General features: G+C 58.6%; 13 protein-coding genes. 9 read left to right on the top strand and 4 right to left on the bottom strand.

From position 1 onward, the window contains the following. Positions 1–58: 58 nt before the first annotated feature. The 3 genes from AC3WLF_RS29025 to AC3WLF_RS29035 all read right to left on the bottom strand — a co-directional run bounded on the left by AC3WLF_RS29025 (position 59) and on the right by AC3WLF_RS29035 (position 3,235). Positions 59–1,006 (bottom strand): restriction endonuclease-related protein, encoded by a 948-nt coding sequence (locus AC3WLF_RS29025; protein ID WP_492359167.1) that lies wholly within the window; start codon positions 1,004–1,006, stop codon positions 59–61. Positions 1,007–2,044: 1,038 nt separating this feature from the next. Further along, on the bottom strand, positions 2,045–2,872 hold the full coding sequence (locus AC3WLF_RS29030) for an HAD domain-containing protein (RefSeq protein WP_492359168.1): 828 nt from the start codon (positions 2,870–2,872) through the stop codon (positions 2,045–2,047). A 72-nt stretch (positions 2,873–2,944) separates the two neighbouring features. After that, a complete protein-coding gene (locus AC3WLF_RS29035; RefSeq protein ID WP_492359169.1) occupies positions 2,945–3,235 on the bottom strand; it encodes a hypothetical protein in 291 nt (96 codons plus the stop codon). Between the two features lie 138 nt (positions 3,236–3,373). Between AC3WLF_RS29035 and AC3WLF_RS29040 the strand changes: the two genes are divergently transcribed. From AC3WLF_RS29040 to AC3WLF_RS29050, 3 genes are all read left to right on the top strand, one after another. Beyond that, entirely contained in the window at positions 3,374–3,607 is a 234-nt protein-coding gene (locus AC3WLF_RS29040; RefSeq protein ID WP_492359170.1) for a helix-turn-helix domain-containing protein, read from the top strand. 574 nt (positions 3,608–4,181) lie between these two features. Beyond that, positions 4,182–4,547 (top strand): hypothetical protein, encoded by a 366-nt coding sequence (locus AC3WLF_RS29045; protein WP_492359171.1) that lies wholly within the window; start codon positions 4,182–4,184, stop codon positions 4,545–4,547. A gap of 24 nt (positions 4,548–4,571) precedes the next feature. Next, entirely contained in the window at positions 4,572–4,889 is a 318-nt protein-coding gene (locus AC3WLF_RS29050; RefSeq protein ID WP_492359172.1) for a hypothetical protein, read from the top strand. Between the two features lie 487 nt (positions 4,890–5,376). Here the strand turns inward: AC3WLF_RS29050 and AC3WLF_RS29055 are convergent, their stop codons facing one another. Beyond that, a complete protein-coding gene (locus AC3WLF_RS29055) occupies positions 5,377–6,876 on the bottom strand; it encodes an aldehyde dehydrogenase (RefSeq protein WP_492359173.1) in 1,500 nt (499 codons plus the stop codon). A gap of 788 nt (positions 6,877–7,664) precedes the next feature. Here AC3WLF_RS29055 and AC3WLF_RS29060 point away from each other — a divergent pair. From AC3WLF_RS29060 to AC3WLF_RS29085, 6 genes are all read left to right on the top strand, one after another. After that, positions 7,665–8,825 (top strand): alpha/beta hydrolase family protein, encoded by a 1,161-nt coding sequence (locus AC3WLF_RS29060; protein WP_492359174.1) that lies wholly within the window; start codon positions 7,665–7,667, stop codon positions 8,823–8,825. Between the two features lie 25 nt (positions 8,826–8,850). Next, positions 8,851–9,798, top strand: coding sequence for a VOC family protein (locus tag AC3WLF_RS29065; protein WP_492359175.1), 948 nt, complete (start codon positions 8,851–8,853; stop codon positions 9,796–9,798). 9 nt (positions 9,799–9,807) lie between these two features. Further along, complete coding sequence (locus AC3WLF_RS29070) at positions 9,808–10,218, top strand: Rieske (2Fe-2S) protein (RefSeq protein WP_492359176.1); 411 nt, start codon at positions 9,808–9,810, stop codon at positions 10,216–10,218. A 43-nt stretch (positions 10,219–10,261) separates the two neighbouring features. Further along, positions 10,262–11,455, top strand: a complete 1,194-nt coding sequence (locus AC3WLF_RS29075; protein ID WP_492359177.1) for an MFS transporter — start codon at positions 10,262–10,264, stop codon at positions 11,453–11,455. Positions 11,456–11,619: 164 nt separating this feature from the next. Further along, positions 11,620–12,744 (top strand): FAD-dependent oxidoreductase, encoded by a 1,125-nt coding sequence (locus AC3WLF_RS29080; RefSeq protein ID WP_492359178.1) that lies wholly within the window; start codon positions 11,620–11,622, stop codon positions 12,742–12,744. Positions 12,745–12,794: 50 nt separating this feature from the next. Continuing rightward, positions 12,795–13,364 carry a cupin domain-containing protein gene (locus tag AC3WLF_RS29085; protein ID WP_492359179.1) on the top strand — a complete coding sequence of 190 codons (570 nt, stop codon included), beginning with the start codon at positions 12,795–12,797 and terminating at the stop codon, positions 13,362–13,364.

Here is a 13,364-nt window from a genome sequence, read left to right on the forward strand (position 1 = left end):
GCTTGCAACGATGCACAAATAATTTAGTACGTCAGGCCCTCGGTACGGACGTAATGGTTCACGCATCGCTACTCAACTCCTTAAGCGCGTCGCTAAGAGTCATACAACGAATCGCTTTTGCCTGCCCCTCCAGAGCGCTCGACACACGCCGTACGTAAGCAGGCACTGACTGCGTCAGCCAGTCAGGAATTACGAGCCATTTTCGTTCGTAGAACGCTAGTCCACCGATACTTCGATTGAGTCTCCACGCCAAGAGTTCGGGGCTTGAATATGCCTTCAGATCTATCCCGACGTCTTTGATCTCGATATCGACGCGATCTCGATTGGGATATAGCCTTGGGGTTTTCCCGCGATGGATCAGGGCATCAAATAAGCGAATCTCATCGATTCCCGGCTCGACCCAGTATTGCCTAATGCTATGCAATACGCGAACGGAGTTTTCGCGCTCCCTGTATTCACCCACTTCGGTAGGATTCGACATGGAGCATGCGGTCGACCTGCAGGCAAGACCGTCGAACCGAGGTTTCATGGCCCCGCGGCAATGCGCGCAGATTGGAATCGTGCCTCTGATCGACCAGGATTCTGGAATAGGTTCATAGAACTGCTGCAGGCAGGCCCATAAGGAGGAAGTCAGTTCGGCGCCAAACTCGCGTACGTCATCAAGCTTCGCGACTGGGTGGCGAATCACGAATTCTCGGATATTGGTGTAGTAGCTGTTAGCGAGCGCGCTTGGCTGTTTGTCGAGCAGATCAACAAGTCTCTGGAAGAGCATCTCCTCCATTCCCGCAGCAACCGTCGAAAAGCCGCTGGCCAGTTCTTCCGCCTCTGCCGTTGGCGAGCGATCTTCACCATCGATCAGTACGATATCCCCCCAACCCGTGCTCTCCAGCGCGATCGCGGGCAACCACTCCTTCATCGGCCGACAGGACAGAGCAAGCAACTGATGTATTTCAGCGCCGTGGTCCGGCAGGCCATGCGATAGGCATAGCCGGGAGACGAGTGCCATGGCTTTGCGATCTTCTGATCTCAAGCCGATCAAGCCCCCTGGAACGCGGTCCACACCGCAGACTATTCGGCCCTCGATTAGTGCCTGACGCGCTTGGCGCATGACCAAAGCCGCGAGTGCGGCGATCGTCAACTGAATCCTGTTTTGTTGACCCGACTGCATTCAAGGCTTCTCTGGCTCTAATAATGCTTCTTGCAACGCGGCAATGGCCCCATCCTCATCCCCGTTTCCGCGGGTCATGTACGCCCACGCCAGCGTGCGACGTTGTCAAGTCCCACCGTCGCATCGCAACAACGGCCTTCGCCGCTACCGAGTGAAGGCGGACTGGCGAGGCACAATGTGCGATGCATCTCCGATGGGTAATATCCGAGCCGATTGCGAGGAACTGCGCGCGGCCGTCTCCGGTTATGACATTTACGGGAAGAATTATGTACCCCCGTTGAGGGGGGCCGACACTACGCCGGCCCCCTGCTAGGGGGTTCCCTGACACGGGCGGCAGCACCGGCGGAGAACCGCGATCCGTCAAATCGCCGCGACGAGACATTTTTTGGGCTCATGCTGCGGAGCAAATGTTCTCCCTGGCACATCGTCGACATAGATCGGACCGTACCCGACCTCGACAGCACCGGTTCTTCTTTACACTGCGGTGCCAGGCTCAATCCGACACGTCCAGGGTATTCCCATGGGGGGGCCGTGGCCTTCCGCTCGACGCCGGCCTTGTGTGTCGCGTTGACGCAGTCGCCGCCCATGCGTGCTGGCCCGCACTGCAAAATGCTGGGGTTATCCTAATAACATCGCCCCGACAGCCTAAACTCAGCAAGCGGGCCAGCCGCATCGGGCAGCCTGAACGGCTTCAAGCACCTACATTTAGCCCAACGAGCGCCGGAAACGTGATCAAACCTGTTCCTTTCAGCGGCCGATCTCTCGTCGACGCCTGAGATCAATAGCTCTGGTCACCAGCCGAAGCAAGCCAATGCCTTAAGCACGTCTGACTAACGCGCCGTGATGACGTTGGCTGATCGCAGCATGCCAACCCAGTCATGGACGACGTGCTGATACCTTACTGTGAGGCTGAGACCCAGCTCTAGCAATGATCTGAAAGGGCATCGCGATCGCCCGCTCGATCGTGAGTCGCAAGGCAACGTCGGACACAAGACCAGCTGGTAGGCGGCCACCGTTTAAGCGCGCGGCAACGATCCAAAGGTCAATGACGTCGTCCTGGCTATCGACAATAATGCGCTTGATGTATTCTCTTCGCCCGACTAGGCGGCGCATGCGCTTTCGCCATGCACGGCGCCGATTTCGCTCGGATGCAATGCTATTAGCCGTGCCACGCGACCGTTCTTGCGACGCGCCTCGTCTTGCTTCCCTGGTAAGTCGGCTTCGTAATGCGGCTTGTGCAGCGACATCGGAAAGTCCCCGGTCGCTATCCGTGAGAATAAGACGAGCCTCAAGGAGTTGGCTCCACCCTTCTCCGTCGTCGTCCAACGCGAGCCAGTGCTCAGCCCGTGCGCCCGCACGACTGACGTACGTCGCAATCTGTTGAAAGCGCGACGCAGCAACGAACCAGTTGCCCTCGAGCCGATGAGCCCCTTCACCATGGCGCCCCATCGCTGAATGCCATGTTCCCCCAATGACGCGATCGCGTAACTCTCTGGGAAGATAGCTCTTGGCTCGATTGAATCCTAGAAGCCGGACCCACGACGTCGAAAGGACAATCTTCAAATCGGGGTAAGGCGCCAGAATCCTAGCAAGGATGGGAGCCCACATGAAGAGTTCACCATCCGCCCGCAGCACCGGACGGCCATTGACCAGGTAGACATGATCAGGGTGCAAAACGCCGTCGTAGTCGAGAAAGAGGATCATGGGCCTGTGCAATACACCGGCACGTAGCAGTTGCGAGAGACGAGACGTAGCCACATACGTGTAGCTAGGAAGCTAACGCAAGTCGTCCCAAGCGCAGTAGCGTTGACCGTCTCTTGCATGGAAAAGAAAGTCGTGATCACGCTCCTCGGGTAAGAGCTTGACCGCAAGCCATTCCGCGCCTTCGAGTGTGCAACGAAGGGAAACCTTACTGCCTTGCTTCAAGCAGATATCCAGCCTTTCTAAGTCTTCAAAGAAGACTGCTTGCGCGACATCTGCTTGTTCTACAACAACGTGTAAGCCGAACTTCGACACTTCGACTTCGACCTTCTTCCGACCGGTCTGGACCTTCAGTTCGGCCTTCACGGATCTCCGGCCTTCGGCCACCGCTCTTCGGCGCGCGCTACGTGAGCTCATATGAGTTTGTGTATTGAACGAGGGCCAGCATTCTATCCTTAAATATCCTATTTTGGGATATTTTGGAATCGATGGTCGCATTCGAGGATGAAGACCATTCATTCCGAGCGGTACGCGGTCGTGGTAACGGAGTTGCGTAAGGCCCGACTCGAACAAAAAGTGACTCAAAGTGCACTAGCTGAACTTTTGCAGAAGCCGCAATCGTATGTCGCTAAAGTCGAATTACTGGAGCGGCGGCTCGATGTCGTCGAGGTAGTGGACTGGCTGCATGCGATCGGGCTCGAGCCCGCCGGCTTCTTTCGGCGCTTCGATTGGTGGTAGCTGAGTGCCGAACATCGCAGCGATCAATACGGCGGCGTCGAGGGCACGGACACCCATCGACCGTTGGGTCCTCCCGTGCGCCGGGCACTCCGGCTGAAAAGGCCAAGGATGACATCGCGAACATGAACGATGCGTGGATTGCGCATCGAAGCCTTGATCCACACCAGATAGAGATTGTTTGTGGGAGCTTCCTTGCTACGGGTGAGGGAAATCAGTCGCCCCGCCGCCAGCGCATCGGTGCACTGATAGTCGTGGTTATCTTGCAGCCCACGCGCGCAAAAAACATGACAGTCCTCCTAAAGACGTCAGGTAACGCAACGTTAAAGTGGCCGGCAATGCGCAACAGGTCACTTTCTATCTTTTCCGCACAGGTCGTCGAGATTTGTCCGCCCGACTAGCCTTCGGGCACGGAATCTTCCCGCTCGGGAAGATTCAAGCGACAAAGTCTGGCTCAAATGGGCAAAACTTCCTGTTCGGGAAGAAATCCTCTGATGGCCCCCCGGCCAACAGCTATCATTCCATGTCCGGTGCGCTCCCTTTGGAGTTGCTTCAGGCAACATTCTGACTTGCCCAAATGAATCCGCTTTACCATCACAGATGGGGAAAAGAACCGGATGTCGAAGCCATATCTGCTATGTCACTGCAACAGAAAATGCGGCTCTTATCGTCCTGGCTGCCGGCCGGGCTTCCTCACTTCGAAGCTGACGTCGGCACCTACCTCCATCTTCAGGATGTCCCGTACGAGTTGGAGAACATCCTGGCTCGCTGGCTGCTGCTCCATCCTGAGCTTACAGCCAGAGAGCTACCAACCTGCGTTCTGATCGAGGGTGGCAAGGGCCTAGCCATCAGCCAAGAAGGATGGGAAAGCTTTGTCTGCTGGCTCGTGGAAACACTTCGAAACAAGCTTGACGACATGGAGCAAGCCCAGCCCACCCAATGAACCAACCAAGCAAGGAATTGACCTATGTTGCGGGTACGCATAGAACTGGTGCCGGACGGCGATGAGGAGGCAGTTAAGCTGCTTGCTGCCGTTGATATCAGCAATGACGGAAGCGGTACCCAAGCTACCGGGCACTACAGCGTCGTCCTGAAAGAAGCTTGGCAAGGTGCAGGAGACCAGCAAGCAATCTATACCACGGAAGCCAAAATTCACGATGTGGATCGCGAGATCATCAGGCCTGTCCAGCTGGTTAGCAGCGCACTACAAGTTCTCGCTCCGATAAAGCGAACAACTGCCACATCGCTATTTTCATATGGAGAAATCGTCAGAGGGCCAGAGTAGACCCTTTTGATAAATAGCGCGAATCGCCCTGCTCGTCGCCGCAGGTTATGCAATGTCCAGTGGGTTTTGAATGGTCATAGCGCCCGCTAAATTCACGCGACCGCGACGCCTGGCGAGCTCAGCCGGAACGACGTTTTGACGTCGAAAGCCTCACTCACGCATGCGTTCCGGATGTCGCTACTTGTGATCCAAGCTTTGTGGCCGACGCGATCCGGGAGTGGTTCGATAGTTTCGAGGGCAGCATTCCGACATGGCGGATGGTGTCGCAAGATCGATAAAAAGGCCCGCACCTGAGCTACGACACTCTCGACCGAGACTGCCCCATTGCCGTCAGCGTCGGCAACCGGCTGCGGATTCAACCGGTCGATGCAACACACCAAAACGCAACAACGGATCGTCGGACACCACCAACTTCGTCGAAACGTGTAGTCCTTCGACGTCTAACATTTCTTCGTCGGGAACGGCTGCAGCCGTTCCATCGTTCGAACTAGCCCATCGTGAACGGATCACGAAGAGCACCGCTAAGCTCAACCCAGACCGTCTTTGTTTCTAGAAACTCAGACATACCATCTCGACCATTCTCCCGACCAATGCCGCTGTGCTTGAAACCGCCAAAAGGTGCGAACGGCGCCGTCACACGATAGGCGTTAATCCAGACATTGCCTGCACGCAATTGTGCTGCAACCCGATGCGCTCGTTGCACGTTAAGCGTCCACACACCGGCCGCCAAGCCGTAGCGAGTATCGTTTGCAAGCTGCACCGCTTGCTCCTCCGTATCGAAAGTCAGCACCGACAAGACTGGACCAAACACTTCATCGCGCGCAATCGTCATGGAATTTGTTACGCCAGTCAGCACTGTCGGCAAGACAAAGAACCCGCCCTCCGGCGCAGGCTTTCCACCGTAGGCCACGGTCGCCCCCTCCGCTTCAGCGGCCTTAATCATCGAAAGAACTTTGCGGAATTGCGGCTCGGTGGCAGTCGGCCCCATCTCCGAGTTCAGGTCCATAGGGTCGCCAAGCTTGATGCTTCTGATGCGATCAACGACTCGCTCAACAATCTGGTCGTGCACAGAATGATGAACAATGAGCCGTGAGCCTGCCATGCAGGTCTGCCCGGTTGCGGCGAACACACCCGAAATAACGCCGTTGGCTGCTGCCGCCACATCGCTATCATTGAAAACGATTTGCGGCGATTTCCCCCCCAATTCGAGCGACACGCGTGTGAAGTTCTCCGCGCCTGCATGGGCGATCGCCCTGCCTACGCCATCCGAGCCGGTGAAAGTGATTTTGTCAAGGCGCGGGTCTGACACTAGCCACTTCCCAACATTGGGCCCACCCGTTACGACGTTGAAAACGCCTGGCGGAAATCCGACCTCTTCCATCAACTCAGCGAACTTCAGCGTGGAGACGGGGGTGTGCTCCGACGGCTTCACAATGAACGTACACCCTGCAGCAAGCGCTGGTGCGAGCTTGAACATCATTAGCAGACATGGGGAGTTCCAAGGCGTAATCGCCGCCACCACGCCGATCGGCTCTTTCCTGGTAAAGGCAAGATAGTTCGGGCGGTCGCTGGGCAAAACCTCACCGCACGATTGCGTTGCAAGTCCTGCAAAGTAGTACAGCCATTCGGGAAGGTACTTCCACTGGCCAAGCATCTCTCGTAGCAGCTTCCCATTGTCGGACGATTCGATCCTCGCCATTCTTTCAGCATTGCTAGCGATCAAATCGCCGAGCTTACGCATCATCGCGGCGCGTTGCTGCGGCGTAGTACGCCGCCATGGCCCGTTATCGAAAGCGTCTCTCGCTGCAGAAACCGCCGAAGCAACGTCCTCCTGCGATGCGTCTGGCACAACAGCCCAAACCTTCTGCTGGTAAGGATTCAAGCTCTCCAATGTCCGGCCGTTTGACGAGTCCACCCTTCGCCCGCCAACGTACATTTTGAGCCGCTCTGGCGTGGTCAGTTGGCTCTCAAGATTCGCGCTCGTCATAGGAAAGTGCCTCGGTTCGGTTCAGTAGAAGTTGGCGTTGGCGTTGATGTGCACCACCTTAGAAGATAAGAAAAGCCTAGCCAGGACGAATCGGTTGCACGAACGATAATTATTCATCGCACCATGAGCGCCTGCTTGTACGTCCGCACATGAATATCGGCTACTGGCGGACCGGGCTACCGCGTTCCTGGAACAAATGATTTCCAAAGCTTCGTCCGCCACGCTCCTCAAATCGGCCCTTCGTTCATTCAGCTTATGGAAGAAGCGGTTGATATCGCCTGCCTTCCGTCCGCCATTGCTTCCGCGACTCCACTCCAAGCAACCGCAAGACTTCTTGCCCTCTGTTTGTTCGCTCACCTCGTCCACAGCCGGGAATAAAACGTCATTCTGCCATGACAATCTTTCGTAACAACCGCAATTTTTCCTGTCCTAGCATCGCTTGACTCAGCGCGCATCAACAGCACGCATCGATCCAGACATGCCCCTAAAGCGCGAAGACTCCTCTACGGAAGCCCCAGCCGGGGGCCCTTGTCGACACGTGCCAGCGATCGAGGACGGCGCTGTCACAAGGAAATGGGTGCTCCGATCACTTACACCGCAGGACCGGCCACACAGGCCCAGGTATACGGCGATTGGATACCACGCATTGAAACAAACGATTTAACGCCATCAAGACTGGCGAGTAGCCTCCTGACATCCCGTCGTGCTTGAGCCACTGGTCCACCAGCACACTTCCGTTCCGGCCGGCGTGGTGCTCTCCACATCATTTCGCTTCTGGGACGACCACCTTGTTCAAGTATTTCCCCACCAACTACGTCTGGAATCTTTCAGTCGATCTGGCCATTGAAATGGGTGCACGCATCGGAGAAATTGAAGCGATGTGCGCGCCGCTCCAGGAAGCCTCCAAGCAGCCAGATGCCGCGGGCACCCAGGCATTTCGGGACACGTGGGTGCGCATGGCGGACAAGCTGTGCGTTCTCGCCGAGGAAGACGAGGCGCGCGGTCGCCTGATCTCCGCCGGCGAGAAATACAACCGCGCGGCAACGTATTACATCACTACAGAGCGCCTGCAGGCCCATGCCGCCCCGGGACGCGAGACGCTCTACCGAAAGTTCCTCGATGTCTTTGCTCGCGGCATCGAACTGTCGGGGGAAAACTGTGAACGCGTTCGTATCCCCTACGGCGATACACATCTCAGCGGCCTTTACGTGCGTGCCGAAGGCGTCGAGGGCCCTACTCCGCTGCTGGTGCAGATCAATGGCCTCGACTCCACCAAGGAAATGCTCTACCGAGTCGGGCTCCCGCGCTGGCTGGCCGAGCGTGGAATTTCATCGCTGATCGTCGACCAGCCGGGATCGGGCGAAGCGTTGCGGCTGTATGGCATGACGGCTGTCTACAACTCCGAGGCATGGGCCAGCAAGATCGTGGATTGGCTCGAACCCCGGGCGGACGTGGACTCTAGGCGCATCGGGCTCCAAGGCGTGTCTCTCGGTGGCTATTTCTGCCCCCGCGCGGTTGCCTTTGAACCGCGCTTCGCATGCGGCGTCACGCTTGGCGCAAACCACGATTGGCGCGATGTGCAAAAGAAACGGCTGGCCAGAGAAGGCAGCTTCCCGGTCCCGCACTACTGGGAGCACGTCAAGTGGGTCTGGGGTGCAAAGGACATTGACGATTTCATGCGCATTGCCGAGAACGTCCATCTCGACGGCGTGCTCGACCGAATCAACGTGCCGTTCCTCGTGACGCACGGCGAACAGGACTCACAGATTCCCCTGCACTGGGCACACCGGACGTTCGATCAACTCGTCAATAGCCCCAAACGCGAGCTCAAGATCTTCACCGAGCGTGAAGGCGGCTCTCAACACGGAAGCTTCGACAACTCCGCCAACGCCTGCACATACATCGCCGACTGGGTTGCCGAAACCCTGGGCGGTCGCACAGCCTGCTGACCTTCAACTTTCAGACGACCCGACTATGAATATCCTTGGACCTGACGCGCTTGTATTTGGTGTCGACGACATCGCTGCGTGCACACAATTCTTGACCGACTACGGCCTGCGTCCTGTTGACGTCACGGAGGCCGGCGGGCGCTTCGAGGCGCTCGACGGAACCGCAATCGTCTTGGCCCGCAAAGACGACGTCACGCTCCCTCCGGCGCTGCCGACCGCGACCATGCTTCGCAAGACGGTCTATGGGGTAGCGGACCAAGCCACACTGGAGGCCATCGCCACTGAACTCGGGCGAGACCGAGAAGTCAAGCACCTCGCCGACGGATCGCTCGAAACCGTGGACGACGTTGGCTTCGCCTTGGGCTTCCAGGTGACATGCCGTCGCCCGATCGAAATGCCTGCGGAAGCGGTCAATGCGCCGGGAGCCCGGCCTCAACGTGCCGTCAACGAGATCGGCGTGAACGAAAACGCCCAAGCCCTGCCGCGCGGCCTCTCCCACGTGGTCTGCTTCGTACCGGATGCGGCGCGCGCAGAGGCGTTTTACGCCGAGCGCCTTGGCTTCGTCTGCACCGATCGTTTTACGGGCGTCGGCCCATTTATGCGCCCGGCCGGAACGCTCGATCATCACACGCTGTTCCTGCTGCAAACGCCCCCGTTCATGCAGGGATGCGAACACTTCACCTTTCACCTCGGCGGCCCGACCGAGCTCATGCAGGCCGGCACGGCATTCGCAGCCAAGGGCTATCAGTCCTTCTGGGGACCGGGGCGGCACAAGTTCGGATCGAACTGGTTCTGGTACTTCAACAGCCCGCTGGGTTGCCACGTGGAATACGACGCTGACATGGATCTGCACGACGATCAATGGCAGCCGCGCGAGGCACTTGCGGGGGCGGACAGCTCGCAGATCTTCCTGTTCCAAGCGCGCGAAAAATGGGCGCCCGGCCGCCCTTCGCCGGCCGGCCCCGAGCATTGATTTTCGGTGATGGACTGGATCGCCCTTTGCCCCCTGCTGGCGCTCCCTGACGGCAGCGCCCGGGGCTTTGATCCTTACGGCGAGCAGCGGGATACGGTGTTCGTGGTGCGGATCGGCGATGCGGTCTACGGTTACCGCAATGCTTGTCCTCACATTGATGGCGCTCCGATGGCATGGCGCAAGGACGCCTACATGAATGCCTTAGGCACCTATATCGTTTGCCACGGACATGGAGCGCAGTTTGATATCCGCAGCGGCATTTGCGTCAGCGGCCCGTGCCTCGGAAAAGCATTGACTGCGCTCCAGCTGCAAATAACGAAAGACGGCATCGTGAAGTTAGCTTCGCAAGAACCGAACCGGCTCACAGATGACGCACAACCGAGACCCGACGGTGAGCTTCGTCGGCATATGTGCCCCTGATTATCCACACGCAATGAACAGCCCTCACACACCATTGCCGAGCATGCGCCATCCGGCCCGCCTTCACGGACTACTCCTTCTTGTCGGTAGTTGCTTGCCAATTCTCGGCGCCGTTCTGATCGCACCACTGCTGCCCCAGATGGAAGCGCATTTCTCCACGGTGCCCATGGTTGGTGTCCTGGTGCCGCTGGTGCTGACTACACCGGCCTTGATGATCGGCCTCCTGGGCCCGGCGGCAGGTGCACTCATTGATCGCCACGGCCGAAAGCGGCCCCTTGCATGTGCCCTGCTGGCTTACGGTGTCTTCGGCACGGGCCCTCTGTGGCTTGACAACCTGCACGCCATCTTGGCGAGCCGCCTGGGCCTGGGGCTAGCGGAAGCCGTCATCATCACGAGCAGCACCGCACTGATCGGTGACTATTACGCTGACAGCGCCCGGGCGCGGATGCTCGCGTGGCAAACGATGACCGGTTCGCTATCCGCAGCACTCTTCTTTGCAGTCGGTGGCGCCCTGGGAGAGTTCGGTTGGCGCACCCCGTTCTGGCTCTATCTTGCCGGCTTTGTGATGGTGCCCTTGATTGCGCTCGTACTTTGGGAGCCGAGCCAGAGCCACACCGTCACACCGCGAAGCCATCCGCAGAACACGGCACCCTTCCCATGGCGCGCGCTGTCCCCGGTGTATTTGCTGACATGGTGCGCCGGCGTAAGCCTGTTCGTCGTTGCCGTGCAACTCGGCTTCTTGCTAGCCGGTATTTCCGTGCAGTCGCCGAAATTCATCGGCGCTGCCATTGGTGCCTCGCATGCTGCCGTCTTTGCGGGTGCCCTTGCCGGTCGTTTGAGCAGTCGCTTTCGCCCGCCCAGTGTCCTGTGCGTTGCGTTCCTGCTTTCGGGCGGGAGCTTCATCGTCCTGTCCGAGGCCAACACGTACACCCAAGTCATCGTAGCCGTCCTTTTCAACGGATTTGGCATCGGCATGATGATTCCGACGCTCGCGCTATGGGCACTGGCGCAACTGCCCGGCGAGTTGCGTGGGCGCGGTGCAGGCAACTTCATGGCCAGTGTGTATTTGGGGCAATTTACGAGTCCACTCGTCGTCGCAGGGGTGACCGCAGTGGCCCATGGATTACGCGATGCCATCGGAGCGCTAGGCTGCGCCTCGCTGGCCATTGCCCTGCTGTGCGCCTTTGCCATTGCCCTCCGTAAGAGGCACGACGCAGCAATCGAAATTGCGGGATAGACGCAGTTCGAGCACATCTTTTCCGCAAACACGGTCTGTCGACGTTAACGGTCCGTCGACCGGCAACGCATTTCTAACATCCATCGCATTCAATAACGCGAGATTGCGGGCCACGTGCATCCGCACGAACTGCATCGCTCGCGGGCCACAGGAGAATTGACAACATGGCACGCATCAGCAAGGTCTTGATCGTCGGCGGCGGGATTGGCGGACTCTCCGCCGCGGTCAGCTTGCGCAACCAAGGCATTGAAGTGGATCTCGTTGAGATCCAATCGGAATGGACCGTCTATGGCGTCGGCATCATCCAGCAGAGTAACGTCGTGCGCGACATGGCGCACCTCGGCATCCTGGACCACTACCTGCCTGCCGGCTTCCCGTACGACGACGTCTGTCTGTACGAGATCGACGGCACACTCAAGGCACGCATGCCCGGAAAGCGGTTGGCGGGTACGGATTATCCCGCCAACGTCGGCATCTCGCGACTCGCACTTCATCGCGTCTTGAGTGACACCGCTCACGAGAAAGGCACGCGCATTCGGCTCGGCACCACGGTCGAGTCCTTCACACAGTCCCCCGATCATGTGGACGTAACCTTCACTGATGGAAGCCAGGGCCGCTACGACTTCGTAGTCGGGGCTGATGGGGTGTACTCGAAGGTGCGCAAGATGCTGTTTGGCGACGTGCATCAACCGCGCTTCACCGGTCAGTCGGTTTGGCGGCACAACTTCCCCCGCCCGCCGCAAATCGACCACTTGGCAAGTTTCAACAGTTCCGTGGCGAACGCAGGCCTGGTGCCCTTGGCTGACAACCTCATGTATATGTTCGTCACCTCGCAAGAACCAGGCAACCCGCGCATGGATCCGGCAGCGCTGGCTGAACAGATGCGTCATCGCCTGCGGGAGTTCACCGGCCCGATCGGGGAGCTGCGCGAGACCATCGTCGATTCGTGGCAGGTCGTCTACAAACCGCTCGAAGTCGTATTCGTGACCGAAGCTTGGTATCGCGGCCGGGTTCTGCTCATCGGCGATGCTGCCCACGCCACGACACCCCATTTGGGCCAAGGTGCCGGCATGGCGATCGAGGATGCAGTTGTGCTCGGCGAACTACTGGCGCTCGATGCGCCTATTGACGATCTGCTTGCGCGTTTCATGGCACGTCGGCACGATCGCTGCCGCTTCATCTTTGACGCCTCGATCCAGATCGGCGCATGGGAAATGGAAGGTGCGTCGCCCCACCTGCGCGTTGGCCTCATCAACGAAATGTTGGAGCGCACCGCCACCGCACCGTAACAGCGCGGCCCGCGTTCAACGCTTCGAACAACCTTAGACGAGAGATTTCCATGCCATCATCCATTCGCCGCATCGTGACGGGTCACGACGCCAATGGCCGTGCCGTTATCACAAGCGCCGGTGCCCCGCCCGCGACGTTTCCCATTCAAGCGCTACCGGGCCTGGTCTTTACTGAAATCTGGCGGACGCATGCATCACCCGTGCCCATCGACAGCAGCGCCGACCCGACCATTGGCCCGCTGCGCCTCGGGCCTACATCCAGCGGCAGTGTCATCCGTGTCGTCGAGATGCCACCCGACTCTCAACAGCAAAATGAGGCGGCGGCGGGCGTCTTTGCGGAAATCCGCGCCAGTCATGCCTCAACGGCTGGCAGCGATCCGTCGAAGGCATCAGGGAACGCGCTCATGCACCGCACGGAGACGATCGATTACGGCATCGTCATTTCGGGCGAGATCTGGCTGGTGCTCGACGACAGCGAGACGCGATTGTTGCCAGGCGACATCGTGGTGCAACGCGGCACCAACCATGCGTGGAGCAACCGTACCAACCAACCCGCTCGCATGGCCTTCATTCTGCTCGACGGAAAATTCTCACGCGAGCTGGCATCCGTGCCTGCATGA

It is taken from the genome of Cupriavidus sp. FW306-01-F10A, assembly GCF_058782785.1.

Excerpts from the sequence above, each read along its gene's own strand:
- AC3WLF_RS29050 (WP_492359172.1), top strand. The coding sequence starts at position 4,572 with ATGTTGCGGGTACGCATAGAACTGGTGCCGGACGGCGATGAGGAGGCA.
- AC3WLF_RS29080 (WP_492359178.1), top strand. The coding sequence starts at position 11,620 with ATGGCACGCATCAGCAAGGTCTTGATCGTCGGCGGCGGGATTGGCGGA.
- AC3WLF_RS29055 (WP_492359173.1), bottom strand. The coding sequence starts at position 6,876 with ATGACGAGCGCGAATCTTGAGAGCCAACTGACCACGCCAGAGCGGCTC.
- AC3WLF_RS29030 (WP_492359168.1), bottom strand. The coding sequence starts at position 2,872 with ATGATCCTCTTTCTCGACTACGACGGCGTTTTGCACCCTGATCATGTC.
- AC3WLF_RS29070 (WP_492359176.1), top strand. The coding sequence starts at position 9,808 with ATGGACTGGATCGCCCTTTGCCCCCTGCTGGCGCTCCCTGACGGCAGC.
- AC3WLF_RS29040 (WP_492359170.1), top strand. The coding sequence starts at position 3,374 with ATGAAGACCATTCATTCCGAGCGGTACGCGGTCGTGGTAACGGAGTTG.
- AC3WLF_RS29025 (WP_492359167.1), bottom strand. The coding sequence starts at position 1,006 with ATGGCACTCGTCTCCCGGCTATGCCTATCGCATGGCCTGCCGGACCAC.
- AC3WLF_RS29075 (WP_492359177.1), top strand. The coding sequence starts at position 10,262 with ATGCGCCATCCGGCCCGCCTTCACGGACTACTCCTTCTTGTCGGTAGT.
- AC3WLF_RS29065 (WP_492359175.1), top strand. The coding sequence starts at position 8,851 with ATGAATATCCTTGGACCTGACGCGCTTGTATTTGGTGTCGACGACATC.
- AC3WLF_RS29045 (WP_492359171.1), top strand. The coding sequence starts at position 4,182 with ATGAATCCGCTTTACCATCACAGATGGGGAAAAGAACCGGATGTCGAA.
- AC3WLF_RS29085 (WP_492359179.1), top strand. The coding sequence starts at position 12,795 with ATGCCATCATCCATTCGCCGCATCGTGACGGGTCACGACGCCAATGGC.